Source organism: Paenibacillus sp. FSL R10-2778 (genome assembly GCF_038593035.1).
GTDB classification, from domain to species: domain Bacteria; phylum Bacillota; class Bacilli; order Paenibacillales; family Paenibacillaceae; genus Paenibacillus_AQ; species Paenibacillus_AQ odorifer.
In genome coordinates this window covers 1,921,488-1,939,344 of the sequence record NZ_CP151956.1, presented here as the reverse complement: position 1 = coordinate 1,939,344, position 17,857 = coordinate 1,921,488, and the positions used below count along the sequence as shown (strand labels likewise).

The window sequence follows — 17,857 nt, the reverse complement described above, 5'->3', positions numbered from 1 at the left end:
TAGCAGGAATCTTATAGATCGAAGTACAAGGCGTATTCATGTGGATGAACACGAATGGCAACCTCTTGTGCTTCAGAACGTTTCAGAGCAATATAGTTATCGATGAAGTCCTTAGTAAATACGTCGCCTTCTGTTAGGAACTCGTAATCAGCTTCCAAAGAATCAAGCGCTTCGCTCAGGCTGCCTGGAACGCTGCGGATTTTTTCTTTATCTGCATCAGACAATTCATAGATGTTCTTATCCAGAGGACCATAACCCAGTTCTTGCGGGTTAATCTTGTTCTTGATTCCGTCCAGGCCTGCCATCAGCATTGCGGAGAATGCCAAGTAAGGGTTAGCTGTGGAATCCGGTGTGCGGAATTCGATACGACAGCCTTTTGGTGTCACAGCTGCTACCGGGATACGAACTGCTGCAGAACGATTTCCTTTGGAGTAAACCAAGTTAACCGGTGCTTCGTAGCCAGGAACCAGACGTTTAAAGGAGTTGGTGCTTGGGTTAGTCAAAGCGATCAATGCTGGTGCATGGTACAAAATACCACCGATATAATGAAGAGCCATTTCGCTCAGGTTAGCATAAGCGCCTTTTTCGTAGAACAAAGGAGTGTCTCCGTCAAAGATGGATTGATGCACGTGCATTCCGCTACCGTTATCACCGAACAGCGGTTTTGGCATGAAGGTTGCTACCTTGCCATACTGACGTGCAGTGTTTTGTACAATATATTTATAAGTCATGAGATTATCAGCAGTTTTCTTCAAGGTATCAAAACGGAAGTTAATTTCCGCTTGACCTGCAGTGGCTACTTCATGGTGATGACGTTCAATGCGTAGTCCAACTTCAGCGAGCAGACGGCACATTTCACTGCGGATATCCTGTTGGGAGTCAACTGGTGCTACAGGAACATATCCACCTTTAACGCCAACTTTAAATGCCAAGTTGCCGCCCTCTTCTTTACGACCCGTATTCCAAGCCGCTTCTTCAGAATCTACGAAGAATGAGGATCTGTTCATGCCACTTTCGTAACGAACATCGTCAAAGATAAAGAATTCTGATTCAGGCGCGAAGAATGCAGATGTACCTACTCCGCTTTTTTGCAGGAATTCTTCTGCTTTCACAGCAATACCGCGAGGATCGCGCTCATAACGTTCGCCATCAGGAGTGAAAATGTCGCACATCACGTTCAGCGTTGGATGAGCTGTAAACGGATCTATGAATACACTATTCGGATCAGGCATCATAACCATGTCTGATTCTTCAATACCACGGAAACCTTTGATGGAAGAACCGTCGAATGCTACCCCATTTACAAAAGTTTCATCTTCCACTTCAGAAGCTGGCAGAGAGATGTGGTGGGCACGACCACCTAAATCTACGAATCGAAAATCTACCCACTCGATATTGTTCTCTTTAATTGTTTGCAACACTTTTTCAACCGACATGAATTTTTCCTCCCCCAAGTTCCGAACATTAGGCCGCTCACAGTATGCAAATGTTCTTGTTTTAATTTTTTTTGCTGTCGTAATTATAAATCTCATACCTAACATCGTCAATGCTTATGTCAGGTATTTCTTTCAGCAATGTAAGATATTCTAACGCTTTCGTGAAATCTGTTATTTTCGCATATTTCCATGTCACATTTATTTTATCCAACTCCAAAAAAACCCTCTTTTCCCACTAGGTCGCGGGTTAAGAGGGCTTCCGAGGAAGCTATTAGATTAAATTTTATAGGACCGAAACCGCTTCTGGCGAAGTTGAAAACTTACGTCCAACAATTGGAGCCAGCTTTTCCAGATCCTTAAGCAGGTTATCAAACTGATCAGGGAATAACGATTGAACACCATCACCTGTCATGGAATTGTCCGGATCTGTGTGCATTTCAATAATTAGACCATTTGCGCCAGCAGCAACAGAAGCTTTGGCCATAGGCTCAACTAACTCACGACGACCGGTTCCGTGACTTGGATCAGAGATTACTGGAAGATGGCTTAAGCTTTGTAGCACAGGAATAGCCGATAGATCCAGCGTATTACGAGTGTAGGTCTCAAATGTGCGAATACCGCGCTCACAGAGCATTACATCCTTATTACCGCCTGCCAAAATGTACTCCGCTGCATTGAGCAACTCATCGTAGGTCGCACTGAAGCCACGTTTTAGAAGAACAGGTCTGCCACAGGTCCCCAGCTTGCGCAGCAAATCAAAGTTCTGCATATTCCGTGTACCCACCTGCAGAATATCCGCATGCTCCGCACAGATATCAACATACTCTGGTGTCATAACCTCTGTAATGGTCAACAGCCCATGACGCTTTCCTGCTTCAGCCATCATAGTCAAACCTTCCACACCTACGCCTTGGAAGCTGTACGGTCCTGTACGGGGCTTAAACGCGCCTCCACGAAGTACCTGAGCACCAGACGCTTTAACAAGCCGGGCGATCTCATCAATCTGCTCTGGAGACTCAACGGCGCAAGGTCCGCCCATGATCACCAGGTTTTCTCCACCAATCTTCACACCCTTGATATCAATAATCGTATCCTCAGGATGGAAATCCCGGCTGGCCAGCTTGTAGGATTTGGAGATCTTCACGACGTTCTCTACACCCTTCATTTGCCGCAAATGCTCGGCGAGCTTAGGAGTGACGACTCCCACTAAACCTATCACCGTGTGATCTGCTCCTCTGGAGAGATGCACCTGCAAGCCTTCTTTTTCGATTACGGCAATTATATCTTTAACCTGCTCTTCCGGTGTTTGATTTGATGTAATGACGATCATATTTATAACTCCCTCTCTACATTTAAAATTTATAATAATTCCGCTAAATACTATCGCGCTACGACGCGTGTTCGCTTTTAAGCTTTTATGCTTTTAATCACTAAAGCAATTTTACCTCAAAAAACGATTATAGTCAATCTATATTCTAATTCCTATGCCGGAAGCGTTCTTTCGATAAAAAAGAGCACTTAACCTCGACTGACGAAGTTAAGCGCTCTTGTTGTAGCGTTCATAATATATAAGTTCGAGCTTAGCCCATTACATTAAGTAGTACTTGCACTTTTATTCTTAACCGGTGGCAGCAGCTTCGCCATATTCACTGTACGTTTGATCTCCCACGTCTCCGGATTAGCCGAATCATACTGATCTAAGTAGTTAATCACTTCTTTGGTGATAGGTGTAGGTGTGGACGCGCCAGAAGTGACCCCGACGATATTTACACCCTCTAGCCATTCTGTTTGGAGTTCAGACACATCAGAAATACGATGGGCAGGAACCCCAGCGATTTCTTCCGACACCTGTGCCAGACGATTGGAGTTGTTGCTTCGCGGATCACCGACAACAATCACCAGATCACATTGCCCCGCTTGTTCCGCCACAGCCTCTTGACGTACCTGAGTAGCCATACATATCTCATTATGCACTTCAGCACCTGGGAAGGTCTCTAGAAGCTTTTTCATGATGTGTTTAATATCCCACTGGCTCATAGTAGTCTGATTCGTAATGACAATACGTGAAGAAGAGATGGATAACGTAGCAATCTCATCTTCTTTTTCAATCAGATGCACATGCTCAGGGGCAATACCCACAGCACCCTCCGGTTCCGGATGGCCTTTTTTGCCGATATAAATGACCTCATAACCGTCATCTACTTTTTCCTGAATAAGATCATGGGTCTTCGTGACATCAGGACAGGTGGCGTCGACCGTAGTTAGACCCTTGTCCCTAGCCATCTTGCGTACCTCAGGAGAAACCCCGTGTGCAGTGAATATGACGGTCCCACTATCCACTTTATCCAGAATATCCAGACGATTGTGTCCGTCCAAAGTAATAATGCCATCATCTTCGAACGAATTCGTGACATGACTGTTATGAACAATCATACCCAGTATATAAATCGGCCGGGGAAGATCGAGATTTTGCGCAGCCTGCCGTGCCATAACCATTGCATCGACAACTCCGTAACAATATCCCCGGGGAGAGATTTTAATGACTTCCATGAGTTCACCAGCTTTCTGCTTTCATTGACCTCTGTAATAGGACACTTCTAAATTATACCCTATTCCAGCGGCGGAGCAAAGAGAAGAGGCAACCAGATGACAAAAGTGGTACCCTCACCTTGGCGTGTAACAACCTCCACAGATCCACCATGCTCGTCAATAATCCACTTAGCAATGGATAAGCCAAGCCCAATCCCTTCCGTAATTCCACGCGATTCATCTGCACGATAGAAACGGTCAAAGATATATGGAACCTCATCTTTATCCATACCAATCCCTGTATCAGTGATCCGAATGCCAATCTGATTCTGATAGAAGAGGGTATCCAAACTCACGATGCCTGAAGGCGTGTACTTAAAAGCATTATCAATAAAAATAAAGAGCATTTGCTGTAAATAATCTTTATTCCCAACTATATATTTGCCATTTAAGACTGACATATCACCTGTAACCCACTCGGCTTGACGGGGCAGGAAAGAGGCGCGGCGCGCAATCTCATTCATCATCGGTTCCAGTGCCACGGGCTCTATATCAAAAGTACGTCCAGTATCCGCACGCGCGAGCGAGAGCATATCCGCTACCAAGCGGCTCATACGCTTAGACTCGTCTGCGATATCCTGCACCGATTCAAGCGATAGCTGGCGAATCTCAGCTTCACTCATCTTCCCTTCTCCGGGTTCCATCTCCCAAACCTTTTGCAGCAGATCAATATTTCCGCGGATCGTAGTGAGCGGTGTCCGAAGCTCATGTGAAGCATCTGAAACGAAACGGCGCTGAGCCGCATACGAATCCTCCAGCTCTGTGTAGAACCCTTCCATACGCCCAAGCATACTGTTAACGGTCTCAATAAGTCTTCCTATCTCGTCTGGCGGCCCATCGTATTCAATCCGCGAGCTTAAATCATTCCCCGTCTGAATCCCATTCGCAGCTTCAATTACTTTGCCGATTGGACTCATGGATTTGCGCGCAAGGAACAAACCGAAGGTAAATGCCGCGATCAGGGTAGCAAAAGAACCTACGAGTAGTATATTTTTTAAACGCTCCAAGAGCTTGTCTTCCGAATTTGACGGTGTTGCCACCTGCAGAAGGGCCACAGGACTCTTATTCAAGTCATATATCGGTATCTGATAAACCATCAAATGATATCCGCCAAGCGTAGTCTGTTTGAACCCGTGAGCTTTATCAATATCTTCCAGTTTCGGAACATCGAATTGGATATCTAGATAATGCAAGTTCTCTGACTTTTGCAGGTTCTCATTATTATAGATATAGGTTTGCACCAGAATATTAGCTTCCTCCAGTTTGTTGCCGAAGAAGGGGTTTATGCTCACACTTTGCAATGAACCGTCATACGCCCAGTTAGGATTGAGATTGGTTACAAGCTGCTCACCCTGTTTTTGTATACGATCCTTCAAGTCCCCATAAGTATTAAAATAAACAAAACCGTAAATTGCGGCTGATAAGGCCAGCAGCATAACGGCCAAAATCCCTGAATACCAAGCAGTCAGCCGCAATCTTATAGACATGTTAGTTGTCACCTCTTAGAATGTAACCGGCACCCCGGATCGTTTGAATGAGGCGTTTACCGCCATGCTCCTCCGTCTTTTGACGTAGCATAGCTATGTATACCTCAAGCACATTAGATTCACCGCTATAATCATAACCCCATATTTTATCCATGATCAGATCCCGTGAAAGCACACGTTTCGGATTTTGCATAAAAAGATGAAGCAGCTCAAATTCCTTCGCTGTTAGCTCCAGTCTTTTACCGGCGCGGGTAACCTCACGTGAATCCACATCCAGCGTAATATCTTCATAAGAAACCGCTTGCTCTCCACCTTCGTTTTGCTCACTCTTACGCCGAAGCAGCGCACGTACACGTGCAAGCAGTTCTTCCAGCGCGAAAGGTTTAACCAGATAATCGTCCGCACCCAGATCAAGCCCTTTTACACGGTGCTCAATTTCATCCTTCGCGGTAAGCATGAGAACAGGAACATTACTGCCCCCTTCCCGCAAGCGGCGACATACTTCAAAGCCATCCACCTGAGGCATCATTACATCCAAAATTACCACATCCGGATCACTGCTCAAGATTGCCCGTAATCCATCCGCTCCATTCACCGCTGTTTTCACATCGTAACCTTCAAAAGCTAAACCTCTACGCAGCATAGAAATAATCTTTTCGTCATCATCAATAATTAGAATATTCGGTCGCATCAAGCAGCCCCCATTGTTCAGTTCTTTTTATATATTGTAGCAGTTTACATCACAATTAGACAAAAACGGAAGGGTCGCCCCTTCCGTGTGACTTACCGTCCGGTATTATTGCTGCTGACTTTGTTGTGTAGTCGTTGTATCAAAATCATTTTTGTTACCGATGGTTACTGAGAGATCCATGGTTTTACCGTCGCGCACAACATTTAATGTTACTTTGTCACCAACTTTTAACGTTTGAATGAAAGTAATCAGATCTTGGTTGGTTGCATACTTCGTTCCATTCGCACCGGTAATAATATCGTAAGGGCGCAGGTCAGCGGTATACGCTGGGGATTTATAGATGATATCTGCAACCACAGAACCTTCTTTAATATCCGTACCCATTTGCTTAGCAACCTCATCTGTAATCGTCATAAGAGTTGCACCAATGAAAGGTACCGGCTCTTTCGGAATGGCTTGGTTGGCTTCCAGCTTATCTACGACTTCTTTAATCGTATTCACAGCGATTGCGAAACCAATACCTTGAGAATCCGTGCTGACGGCTACGTTCATCCCAATTACCTGCCCATTCATGTTGAGCAGCGGCCCACCTGAGTTACCCGGGTTGATAGAAGCGTCGGTTTGCAGCAGGTTTTTGTAATTACGTGTTCCACTGCCATCTTCTTCGTTAATATCAATACTGCGTCCTTTTGCACTAAGAACACCGGAAGTTACAGTATGATCAAAGCCTTGTGGGTTACCGATAGCAACCACTTCTGAACCTACCTTTATGCTATCCGAATCTCCCAGTGCTACTGTAGGGAAATCACTATCTCCTTCAATTTTAAGCACAGCCAAATCCAGATCTTTGCTAGAACCTAGCAGCTTCGCTTCATAAGGCTTGGTTACGCCATCCACGGTGACTTGGATTACATCGGCATTGTCAATTACGTGCTGGTTGGTCAAAATATAGCCGGATTTCTCATAAATGAAGCCTGTTCCAATTCCATAAGGGATAAGCTGTGATGAAGAATCCGAGCCTGATTTGGAATCCTGTTCATTTTGGGAAGAACCATTTCCACTGTATTGATCCCCGAAGAAAAATTGTGAGAAGGGATCACTCAGATTCGGGCTGGATGAGCTTCCATTACGCGAATTAGATTTAACTAGTGTCTCAATCTTAACAACTGCTGGTCCCACCGCATCAACAACACCTGTCACATCACGAGATCCAGTCACCAAGGATGTAGTAGAAGTAGAAGGCGCAACACCTGCACTTTCGCCCGTTGTCTTCGCCGTTCCATTCGTTCCGGAGCTAGCAACCGTTGTAGCTGTATCTCCCGTAAACCAGTTACCTCTGTCTGCCATATACATTGAGCCCGAGAGAACGACCATACCGGCTAGGAATGATACCAGCACTGTTTTTAACGAGCTTTTTGGTTTTTTATTATATTGCCAGCCGCCGCCACCTTCAGAACCGCCACCGCCATTTCCTCCGCGGCCACCACCATTGCCATCATAGCCAGTGGTGCGAAGCGATGTGTTATAAGGTAATGGCTTTACAGGCTGTGGAGGTGTAACCTCGACACGTTCTGGCTCCATCCGATTGTAGTGTTGTGCGCCGCCGTCAGCGTTATTCTCATCTTTGTTCAAAGATTTAAAAGGTCCGTAAGAATAGTAGTATGATGATGATCCTGCTTCAGATGAATTATTATTATTGCTGCTATTGTTATTATTGTCCCATTCCCGATCTGGTGCTGGTCCATTGTCGCGATTGAAGTTGTTTTTGTTATCGTCCATGTTTATCTTTCCTCCTGCTTCCTGTCGCCGTGACAAGGATTAATTTGTTTTCATGTTCTTATTTTGTACTTTAAACCTTAAGGTCACATTAAAAACAATTTAAGCGCAGATAAAAGATATAGGCAAATGGGAGGAGATTAGGCAGGAAAGTAAAAAAAGAAGCTCGGGCGCGAAAAACATCGCGGCCCGAGCTTCTAAAACCATTTCAAATAGTAATGCACCTTAGTCTACAAGTCCTACCCCTGAGCCCAGCCCTTCCGATGAGCGTAAATAGCCAACTGGGTACGGTCATCAAGCTCGCATTTCATCAACAGATTGCTGACATGCGTCTTCACTGTCTTGATACTGATATGCAGCTCCTCACCGATATCCTTATTGGTCTTGCCCTCAGCTATAAGCAGCAGGACTTCCTTCTCACGCTCTGTTAAACCGGAGGAATCACCTTGCACGGTGCGCTGGCGAATACCACGGGTCAGCGCCTGTGACACATCACCCGTCATGACTGGCATGCCGCGGTAAGCCCCTTGCAATGCGTAGATTAACTCTTCTGCCGACACTGTTTTGAGCACGTAGCTGACTGCACCAGCCTCTATAGCATCTACAACAAGATCATCCTCCAGGAAGCTGGTGAGGATCACGATCTTGAGGCCAGGAAATTCAGCCAGCACTGCTCTTGTGGTCTCGGCACCATTCATCACTGGCATCATCAAATCCATCAGCACGAGGTCAGGCAGACCTTCATGTCCACCAGCACGCAGCATCTCCAGCGCCTCTTGTCCATTCGCCGCCTCACCGATGACCTCGAATGTAGGCTCCAGCATTAGATAAGTTTTGAGGCCCATCCGTACCATATCATGATCATCTACGAGCAACACTTTTATGACACTCATGCTCTACTCCTCCTCGTCCTGTGTATCTGTTCCTAACGATCTATTCTGCTCTAATTCTGGGTTCCCTTGAACAAACTTAGGAATATGTACACGGATCGTCGTTCCCGCACCCTTGCGGCTAATAATCTCCACTTGCCCACCCAGTTTCTCCGCCCGTTCGCGCATGGTGGTGAGACCGTAGGAGCCTTGTTTTTGCTGCACATGTTCAAAACCTTGACCGTCATCACTGATACTCAGCACAACTTGTCTTGATCCTTCACGCAGCGATAGACTCACCAGTCTAGCCCCGGCATGCTTCACGATATTCGCCATCGCCTCTTGAATAATTAGGAACAGCTGATGTTCGATTGCTTCCGATAACTCGCCCTGAAGTTCGAGCTCCTTCATTCCTTTTAAGCCATTCTGGCGGCAATAATCGGGAAACCATTTTTCCAGCGCCTCGAACAGATTTCGACCTTCCAGCTCCACCGGACGCAGTTGTGCAATTAACGCTCTCATTTGTTTTTGTGCCATCTGAGACATTGTAATCAACTGGTCCATGACCATTTGACCTTGAGCTTCATTGACCTTCAGCACTTTAGGCAGCGAAGAAGCCGACATATGGATGGCAAAAAGCTGTTGGCTCACCGTATCATGCAGATCCCGGGCCATACGCCTTCTTTCCTCCAACACCGCACTCTCCGCTGCCTGTTCCTTCTCAATAACCTCTTGTTCACCCAATCGCTGTAGCAGTTGCATCTTATTCTCGACCGTATCCATCATGACATTAAACTCGTGATACACTCGGGCAAAAGACTGATCGTCACTTTCTGGCATCCGCACGGACAGATTTCCTTTGGCGACCTGCAGCATATTCAGATCCAGATGATCAATCCGGCGCTGAATCCGCTGGCCTGCCATATAGCCGATAACTACAGTGAACAACACAATCCCGAGACATAAGTACAGCCACATCCGATAATCCTTCACTTCGATATAACCAAGGCAAGTGCCTGCATACATCAATCCTGCGCTTACCGCTCCAGTGAGCAAAAAGTAAAACAACAGCAACCATTTGGTATTACTGAAGATTGTCCCCATCTAACCCACCGTTTTAACTTTAATGTCACCTATAAATGCACTTACATTTATACGGACTTTTTTGCCTGCTTCTTTATAATAAGGAGTCTTGCACTGTACACTGCTCATAAAACCACTGCGAGACTGATCCAGAACTTCCATATCCCCGATAAAAGAACTGCTGTTCACCGAGATGCCAAGATCCATATCATTCGGAATGTACACTTTAATGTCGCCTATAAAAGCGGAAATATTAATCCTCGTTTCGCCATAAGCAATCTGTGCATTCGTCAGATCCAGTACGGTATCGCCGATAAACTGCGAGATATTCGTGTTCTTCAGTTGGAAATGCTCGCGCCCCATGTGGACATCTCCGATAAAAGCAGAGCGATTGGTCGATTCCTTTTGATTATTTGATTCATGGAATTCCTCATGCCATTTACCATGTCTATGTGCATGACGCTCATGACGTTCCTGACGTCTGCGCTCGTGTCGTTCCTGCTTCTCTTGCCAACGTGCTTCAGCGCTGGACTTATAAGATCCTGTTTCGTCCTCATCGTCTTCTTCATCTTTTTGAAGATAGTCCTTCCAGTCGCGTTGACCAGAAGCCTTGCCAAATTTTTGCTCAAATTGTTCATCAAGTGTGGAATCCAGTGGTTTGGGCGGCTCCACATCTAGTGAGCTTTTTCCTGAAGGAAAGTGATCTGGTGGTGACGGTGGAGCTGGTGGCACAGGTGGTACTGAACCGCGTGGTTTAAAAATCACATAAAGTCCGCCGCCAATCAACATAACTGGAATGAACATTTTGAAAAAATCCCCGGCCGAAATATCGAACCAATCTAAATTCCGTCCAAGGAAAAACACTCCGATCGCCAGAAAGAAAAAGCCGCCGATAGGTGAAGAACCTTTGGATTGTCCATCCCCTGTACCTAAAAGCCGGTTCATTCCCATTAGGATCAAAATTACCGGCCAATAATTCGAAATCAGGTAACCTAAGCTGAAATCAGTGTAACCTAATTGTCTCAGTAGAAACATAGCTCCAATCCCTATCAGGATCAGGCCGCCTAAAACCTGGCTGGTGAACCTTCTTTTCATCATTCATTTCCCCTTTAAAGTAGTGGAACGCTCTCTTCTTCAATCTTATAGCCTTAGTCTACAGGAATGAAGTACTGAGAAACAGCGGCGAGAGAAGGAACTTCCCCTCGGTCTCTAGACTGAGATGAATGGGATAAAATTCTATTTACTTCATTATATATGAAAAAAGACTGTCCCTCAGTAATTAACTGAATTGGACAGTCTCTTTTTTTCAGCAGTCTTCTGCTTCAGTCAGCGCATTATTGTTGCGGTTTCTGAGCTGGTTTAGAAGTATTTCCACTTTGCTTAGTAGCGCCGTCATTCTCAACAGCAAACTCAGCATTGTATTTTTCATTTGGTGTTTTGTAATTTTCTTGTACTTTAGATTTCTTGTTATTGGCCACGGAATTCACCTCCTTTTCTCTTATGCAGCATAGAATATGCTTACTAAGAGAACATCTCGGAAGAGGCAATTGCTTTGCCCCAGTCCGTATTATGGCAAGGTGATGTCACTATTATGCATGACCAAGTGAAAATAAGTTCAATCCCTTTAAATGGATTCTTCGAGCATGGATTGCGGTACTGCTTTGTAAGTCTCAATCGCTTGGCTCAGCTTCTTCAGCATGACTTCCGTACAAGTCCCGTTACCACGCTTAATGAGTTGAACTACAACTGATTTTTTGCCCCATTCCTTATACACCTGTTTCGTAGTAGCAAAATACAGATCAATCTTCCGCCCTTTAATAGCCGAGCCCGTATCAGCAACTATGGCATATCCATAGCCCGGTATATAAAGAATACTCCCCAGCGGCAAAACCTTAGGGTCAGCAGCAATGGTTGAGACTGTATTTTTGTCTCTGCGCACTTTTACCCCTGAATAGGTAATTCCATATTCGGGATGTTTAGATGTTTTACCTGTAGATTCATAACCCGCAGTATATCCAGTCGCCATCACTTTCATTGAAGTAATGATCTGGTCTTCCGCAGGTGCGGCTACAGGAATAGAATTTGGTAACTGTTTGGAAGATCCGCTGCCACCGTTTGCTTTAGTGGTTGGAGCTTTGGTGCTCTGCGGTGCCTTCGTCGCTGCTGGTTTATTTTTTGTTGTTGCAGGTAATACAGGTGCGACGGAATGCGCCTCGTTTGACATAAGTGTGGCACGGCCAGTCGTAAGAATGACCTTATCATCTGTAGTTCTCATAAACACAGAATTAGCCTTGGTATATTGCAACTCGTTCGATAGCGTTTTGTTAATACCCGTGTGCTGTAAAGTGTCTCCTGTCCCAATGGCCCCTACTGCCTGTTGCTTAGATTCTGGAATGATTCCAGCAGCGGTCAATAGCAAAACGATGGTGACAAAAAGACACCAAAACCTCTGAAATATGCCCATTTTGTTCATGTGATAAACCTCCCCCTTATTAGCGAAGGTTTCCCGATTCACAAAATTTTATACATGAAGATCAGAAGTTGATCCTCATTGGCATATAACAGAGGTCTTATTTAGACGTAATTTTGGTGTTGTTAATTACAAGAAACTAGGAGATCACACGATCAGCAATTTCCTGAGACAAGAGCTCAATCACTTCTTGAAGCGGCTTAGCTCCAATGTCGCCTTCCCCGCGTTTACGGATGGAAACCGTCTGAGCGTTCATCTCATTCTCGCCAACTACGAACATGTATGGCAGTTTCTCAAGCTGAGCTTCGCGAATCTTATAACCCAGCTTCTCATTGCGGAGATCTGCTTCAGCAGAGATACCACGGCGACGCAGCTTGTCTGTAACTTCCTTGGCATAATCGTCGAACGCTGTCGATACAGGAATTACTTTAACCTGCTGTGGAGATAACCAAAGCGGCAGCGAGCCCGCAAAGTTCTCTAACAGGAAGGCAACGAAACGTTCCATTGTACCCAAGATTCCACGGTGCAGAACGACTGGACGGTGTTTTTGACCATCATCGCCGATATATTCCAGTTCAAAACGTTCAGGCAGCAAGAAGTCGATTTGTACAGTAGACAGAGTCTCTTCTTTACCTAATACAGTCTTAATTTGCACATCAAGTTTAGGACCATAGAATGCAGCTTCGCCTTCTGCTTCGTAGAACGGCAGTCCAGCTTCCTCTACAACCTCACGCAACATCCGCTGTGCAGTTTCCCACATTTCGTCATTCGCATAATATTTCTCAGTATCCTTAGGATCACGATAGGACAACCGGAAACGGTAGTCATTAATACCAAAGTCACTGTATACCTGTTTAATCAATTCGATTACACGAATGAACTCGCCTTTAATTTGGTCCAGACGGCAGAAAATATGGGAGTCATTAAGAGTCATCGAGCGCACACGGTGTAAACCAGTCAATGCGCCTGACATTTCATAACGGTGCTGGATACCAAGCTCAGCAATACGGATCGGCAGATCACGGTAGCTGTGCATCGAGCTCTTATAAATCATCATGTGATGCGGGCAGTTCATTGGACGAAGAACAAATTCTTCATTGTCGATAGTCATCTTAGGGAACATGTCCTCTTGATAGTGCTCCCAGTGTCCTGAAGTTTTGTACAGCTCAACATTACCCAGAACTGGTGTGTATACATGCTGATAGCCAAGACTTGCTTCCAGATCTACGATATAACGCTCCAAAATACTGCGCAATTTGGCACCCTTAGGCAACCAGATTGGCAAGCCTTGTCCTACCAATTGATTAAATGTAAAGATTTCAAGCTCTTTACCAAGCTTCCGGTGATCGCGTTTCTTCGCTTCTTCAAGCAGACGAAGATGCTCATCAAGCTGAGCTTTTTTAATCCAAGCTGTGCCGTATACGCGTTGAAGCATCTTATTCTTGCTGTCGCCGCGCCAGTAAGCACCGGCTACATTCATCAATTTAAAGACTTTGATCTTGGCAGTCGACGGCACATGCGGTCCACGGCATAGGTCGAAAAATTCACCTTGTTCATAGATAGAAATCACGCTATCTTCAGGCAATGCCTCGATCAATTCCAGTTTGTAAGGATCACCTAGCTCACCGAAAATTTCAAGGGCTTCCTTGCGGCTTACTTCTTTGCGCACGATCGGCAGGTTCTCCGAAATTATGCGGTCCATTTCCTTTTCGATTTTGAGCAAATCTTCAGGATTTAGAGGATGTTCCAGATCCATATCGTAGTAGAAGCCATCTTCAATGACCGGACCTACACCAAGCTTAACTTCTTTTGTTCCGAACAAACGTCTAACCGCTTGAGCCATCAAGTGAGCTGTACTGTGACGCATAACCTCCAGACCTTCAGGTGAATCCAAAGTTACGATCTCTACCAGTGCGCCCTCTTCAAGGGGAGTAGATAAATCTACTACGATACCGTTCAATTTCCCCGCTGCTGCATTTTTGCGCAGGCCACTGCTAATAGAAGCTGCTACATCATCAATACTGCTACCCTCTGCGTATTCACGGACAGAACCGTCCGGAAGCTTAATACTTACTGACATTGCTAATTCCTCCTTCATATAATTAAGCCTAACGGCCCTTTAACCTTTGCGGAACAATAACATCCACGCACACAAAAAAACGCCCGTCCCGCAAAGGGACGAGCGATTACACCCGTGGTTCCACCCAAATTCGATTCTCTCTAGCCTCCCTTGAAACCTCAAGCGGAGCAAAGATAGAATCCTTCGTAAGCATGGAGTAACGACCATGAACCGGCAGCTCTTACTATCCCATTGCAGGGAATTCAAAACCGCAGCTACAAAGGGGTAAATCGAAAGCAGGATGCCGGAGGAAATTTCAGCCTAAGTTTCCTCTCTCTGAACGGTCCAGAACAATCAACTCATATCTTCGTCAATGCTGTTAACGTGAATTATGGAGTAATTATAAATCTGTCCTCTCTGACAGTCAAGTCAGAAAAGGGTCCAAAATGATAGAAGCTCAGGCAGAAGACACACATAAGGACTGTTCTGGCAGCCAATACATGGATGCTGAAACAGCCCTTCTATGGTTATTCCTCTCGCCGTTTTTTTTCAGGTAAGCGGCCTGCACGTTTCAAAGACTCACGCAACAAGTATTCGATATGTCCGTTTACGCTGCGAAATTCCTCTCCCGCCCATCGTTCCAGCGCCTCATGTAAATCCGGATCAATCCGCAGTGGAAAGCTTTTCTTGGCCGCCATGATGCACCGCCTTAGTACAACGAGCCGGCGTTAATGACCGGACTCGCTCCGCGCTCCGACACGATCGCAACCATCAGATTATTAATCATCGCCGCTTTGCGTTCCTCATCAAGCTCAACCACGCCACTCTCTTTAAGCTGTTTAATCGCCATATCGACCATGCCCACGGCGCCTTCAACAATGATTTGACGAGCGGACAGAATTGCAGATGCTTGCTGACGTTGCAACATTGTACTGGCAATCTCTGTGGAATAAGCCAAGTGTGTGAGCCGGGCTTCAATGACCTCTACACCAGATATCGACAAACGTTCTTGCAGCTCGGTTGCCAATTCTTTAGCAATCTCATCTGCGTTGGCCCGCAGGGACATGCCCGATTCATTGAAGTTATCATACGGGTATTTACTGGCCACATGACGCAGCGCTGTTTCACTTTGAATTTCCACAAACGCCATATATTTATCTACATCAAAAAGCGCTTTTGCAGAGTTAATTACCTTAAATACGATAACTGCAGCAATTTCAATCGGATTACCTTCCACATCATTAACCTTCAGCTTGACACTGTTAAAGTTACGTACGCGGAGGGAAACCGTCTTGCGCAAACTGAACGGAATGACTGCAAACAAGCCACTTGTAACGATAGTCCCTACATATTGCCCGAAAAAGGTAACTACAACCGACTTATTGGGCTGCACAACCGTAACACTTGTACATAATACCCCAGCTACAACGAACAGAATGACTGGCACTGCGACATACTCTTGAACCGCACCATAAATTCCCCCAGCTAAACAAACTGCAATTAAGGCGAGAACCCAAAATCCACTGATAGGACGAAGCGTTTTCTCTTTCATAAAAGCACCCCCACTAGATATTCTTTTGATATGATTATGATATCACTTTTGGATAATAATGTGAATGGATAAAAAGAAATAAAAATAATTTTATGCTCACATTTATATAAAGCTTCGTTAAAAGGCGTACTCCACACCAACCCTCGTTTGTGTAGTTAACATTAGTTCATAGTGTTCGTATACATCTGCTCTATCGGACACTGATGCTCTTATACGCCACATTTTCCGATTTTCCCTATGCTATCGGACCCCACAGTCGCTATTGCACTAAAAACCAGCCTATATGAGGCTCTTTTAAAGGAATAGCGTCGCTGGGGTCCGAACCCCGACTCAAGAAGCGCTGAATTTGCAATTAAGGTCCACTGAGTCCGTACGCCTAGCGGATGATATAACAAGCGAAGATTCAGATGTGTTCTGCAATAAGGCTTACTAATGATCGTAATCCTAACCTTACAAAAAAACGCTTGATGCTCAGTAATCCACTTAAGGATTAACAAGCATCAAGCGTTGATTAATAATTAATATATATTAGTTCTGCATTACAAAATCATTATCAATCTTCGCATTAGGATCATCGAACACCCGCAGAATATCATAACGTGTATTCCGCTGTGCTGGAACTTTGCCTGCTTCGCGAATCAGCTGAGTAATCGACTCGATGTTTACCTTATAAGTCGCACCCGCTGAAGATACTACGTTCTCTTCAATCATTGTGCTGCCGAAATCGTTGCAGCCATATTGCAAGGAGAGCTTGCCGACTTCTGGCCCCATAGTGACCCAAGAAGATTGGAAGTTCTTAATATTATCCAACACAAGGCGGCTGATCGCTACCGTCTTCAGATATTCCTCAGGCGTTTGTCTGTCCAGCTTCAGGTTGGTATTGTCCGGCTGGAATGTCCATGAGATAAAGGCCAAGAAACCTTCAGAATCATATTTGTTGGCAATACACTCATCCTGAGCCTCACGTACACGTAGTAAGTGCAAAGCTCGTTCTTCCATACTTTCTCCAAGCCCAATCACCATTGTTGCTGTTGTATTCATACCCACTTTATGTGCTGTCTGCATTACATCCATCCACTCGCGCCACGAGCCTTTTAGCCGGCTGATTTTGCGGCGTGTACGGTCATCAAGAATTTCTGCGCCTCCGCCTGGCAAGGAATCCAGACCCGCAGCATGAATTTCACGAACCACTTGTTCCAGTGGTAATCCTGATACTTCTTTCATCTTCATAATCTCCGCAGGAGAGAAGGAGTGCATTGTAATCTCAGGGAAACGTTGCTTAATTCCGCGCAGTATATCTGTATAGTAGCTAAATGGAAGGTTAGGATTAGTTCCACCTTGCATAAGAATTTCTGTACCATTAACAGCAATCGTTTCAGCAATTTTTTGATAAATCGTTTCATCTGGCAGCACATAGCCTTCATCCGAGCCTGGTCTGCGGTAAAAAGCACAAAAACGGCAGTACACATCACATACATTCGTATAGTTAATATTACGGCCAATTACAAATGTGGCTAACGGGTCCGGATGCCAGCGTTCCATAATAGTGTTTGCAGCAGCACCCATTTTCTCAATTTCGTTGCTCTCGAATAGTCGGATGGTATCTTCCAATTGGAGACGGTCACCCCGCAGGGCTTTATCCAAAATAAGATCTATCGTACTCATCGTTCGCATCCTCCTTTTAAACCCTTAGGGATATGGTAGATTCACAAAATCACAAGAAAAATAACGTTGTCGTCCTTTAGAGATAACAACCGTTTCTCGTAGTAACATAAGGATAAAGTACAGTATGTAACTTATACCTTATATTTTAATAAATGAACAGTTCATTTCCTCATCGTATCA

The 17,857-nt window shown here is 45.1% G+C and carries 15 protein-coding genes; all 15 read right to left on the bottom strand.

The features are described from left to right. Positions 1 to 11 precede the first annotated feature (11 nt). Entirely contained in the window at positions 12 to 1,436 is a 1,425-nt protein-coding gene (gene glnA / locus NST40_RS08320) for a type I glutamate--ammonia ligase (RefSeq protein ID WP_036684454.1), read from the bottom strand. A 283-nt stretch (positions 1,437 to 1,719) separates the two neighbouring features. Next, the gene (gene aroF, locus NST40_RS08315) at positions 1,720 to 2,766 is read right to left on the bottom strand and encodes a 3-deoxy-7-phosphoheptulonate synthase (protein ID WP_339247457.1); all 1,047 of its coding nucleotides are present in this window, start codon (positions 2,764 to 2,766) and stop codon (positions 1,720 to 1,722) included. A gap of 263 nt (positions 2,767 to 3,029) precedes the next feature. Then, positions 3,030 to 3,986 (bottom strand): 4-hydroxy-3-methylbut-2-enyl diphosphate reductase, encoded by a 957-nt coding sequence (locus NST40_RS08310; RefSeq protein WP_076126427.1) that lies wholly within the window; start codon positions 3,984 to 3,986, stop codon positions 3,030 to 3,032. 59 nt (positions 3,987 to 4,045) lie between these two features. Next, complete coding sequence (locus tag NST40_RS08305) at positions 4,046 to 5,512, bottom strand: HAMP domain-containing sensor histidine kinase (protein ID WP_076126425.1); 1,467 nt, start codon at positions 5,510 to 5,512, stop codon at positions 4,046 to 4,048. A gap of 1 nt (position 5,513) precedes the next feature. Further along, on the bottom strand, positions 5,514 to 6,203 hold the full coding sequence (locus NST40_RS08300; RefSeq protein WP_076126423.1) for a response regulator transcription factor: 690 nt from the start codon (positions 6,201 to 6,203) through the stop codon (positions 5,514 to 5,516). Positions 6,204 to 6,308: 105 nt separating this feature from the next. Then, entirely contained in the window at positions 6,309 to 7,982 is a 1,674-nt protein-coding gene (locus tag NST40_RS08295; protein WP_076126421.1) for a trypsin-like peptidase domain-containing protein, read from the bottom strand. Positions 7,983 to 8,218: 236 nt separating this feature from the next. After that, positions 8,219 to 8,872, bottom strand: coding sequence for a response regulator transcription factor (locus NST40_RS08290; RefSeq protein ID WP_036684464.1), 654 nt, complete (start codon positions 8,870 to 8,872; stop codon positions 8,219 to 8,221). A gap of 3 nt (positions 8,873 to 8,875) precedes the next feature. Continuing rightward, the gene (locus tag NST40_RS08285) at positions 8,876 to 9,952 is read right to left on the bottom strand and encodes a sensor histidine kinase (protein WP_076126420.1); all 1,077 of its coding nucleotides are present in this window, start codon (positions 9,950 to 9,952) and stop codon (positions 8,876 to 8,878) included. Beyond that, entirely contained in the window at positions 9,953 to 11,029 is a 1,077-nt protein-coding gene (gene liaF / locus NST40_RS08280) for a cell wall-active antibiotics response protein LiaF (RefSeq protein ID WP_305953552.1), read from the bottom strand. Between the two features lie 236 nt (positions 11,030 to 11,265). Further along, positions 11,266 to 11,409 carry a hypothetical protein gene (locus tag NST40_RS08275; protein ID WP_156113077.1) on the bottom strand — a complete coding sequence of 48 codons (144 nt, stop codon included), beginning with the start codon at positions 11,407 to 11,409 and terminating at the stop codon, positions 11,266 to 11,268. Positions 11,410 to 11,555: 146 nt separating this feature from the next. Beyond that, positions 11,556 to 12,404 carry a 3D domain-containing protein gene (locus tag NST40_RS08270; protein WP_254857054.1) on the bottom strand — a complete coding sequence of 283 codons (849 nt, stop codon included), beginning with the start codon at positions 12,402 to 12,404 and terminating at the stop codon, positions 11,556 to 11,558. Positions 12,405 to 12,540: 136 nt separating this feature from the next. After that, entirely contained in the window at positions 12,541 to 14,481 is a 1,941-nt protein-coding gene (thrS, locus tag NST40_RS08265; RefSeq protein ID WP_076135889.1) for a threonine--tRNA ligase, read from the bottom strand. 506 nt (positions 14,482 to 14,987) lie between these two features. Further along, on the bottom strand, positions 14,988 to 15,158 hold the full coding sequence (locus tag NST40_RS08260; RefSeq protein ID WP_036684471.1) for a toxin-antitoxin system HicB family antitoxin: 171 nt from the start codon (positions 15,156 to 15,158) through the stop codon (positions 14,988 to 14,990). 11 nt (positions 15,159 to 15,169) lie between these two features. Continuing rightward, positions 15,170 to 16,012 (bottom strand): SPFH domain-containing protein, encoded by an 843-nt coding sequence (locus tag NST40_RS08255; RefSeq protein WP_076218318.1) that lies wholly within the window; start codon positions 16,010 to 16,012, stop codon positions 15,170 to 15,172. Positions 16,013 to 16,540: 528 nt separating this feature from the next. Further along, complete coding sequence (gene mqnC / locus NST40_RS08250) at positions 16,541 to 17,677, bottom strand: cyclic dehypoxanthinyl futalosine synthase (protein WP_076184682.1); 1,137 nt, start codon at positions 17,675 to 17,677, stop codon at positions 16,541 to 16,543. Positions 17,678 to 17,857 lie beyond the last annotated feature (180 nt).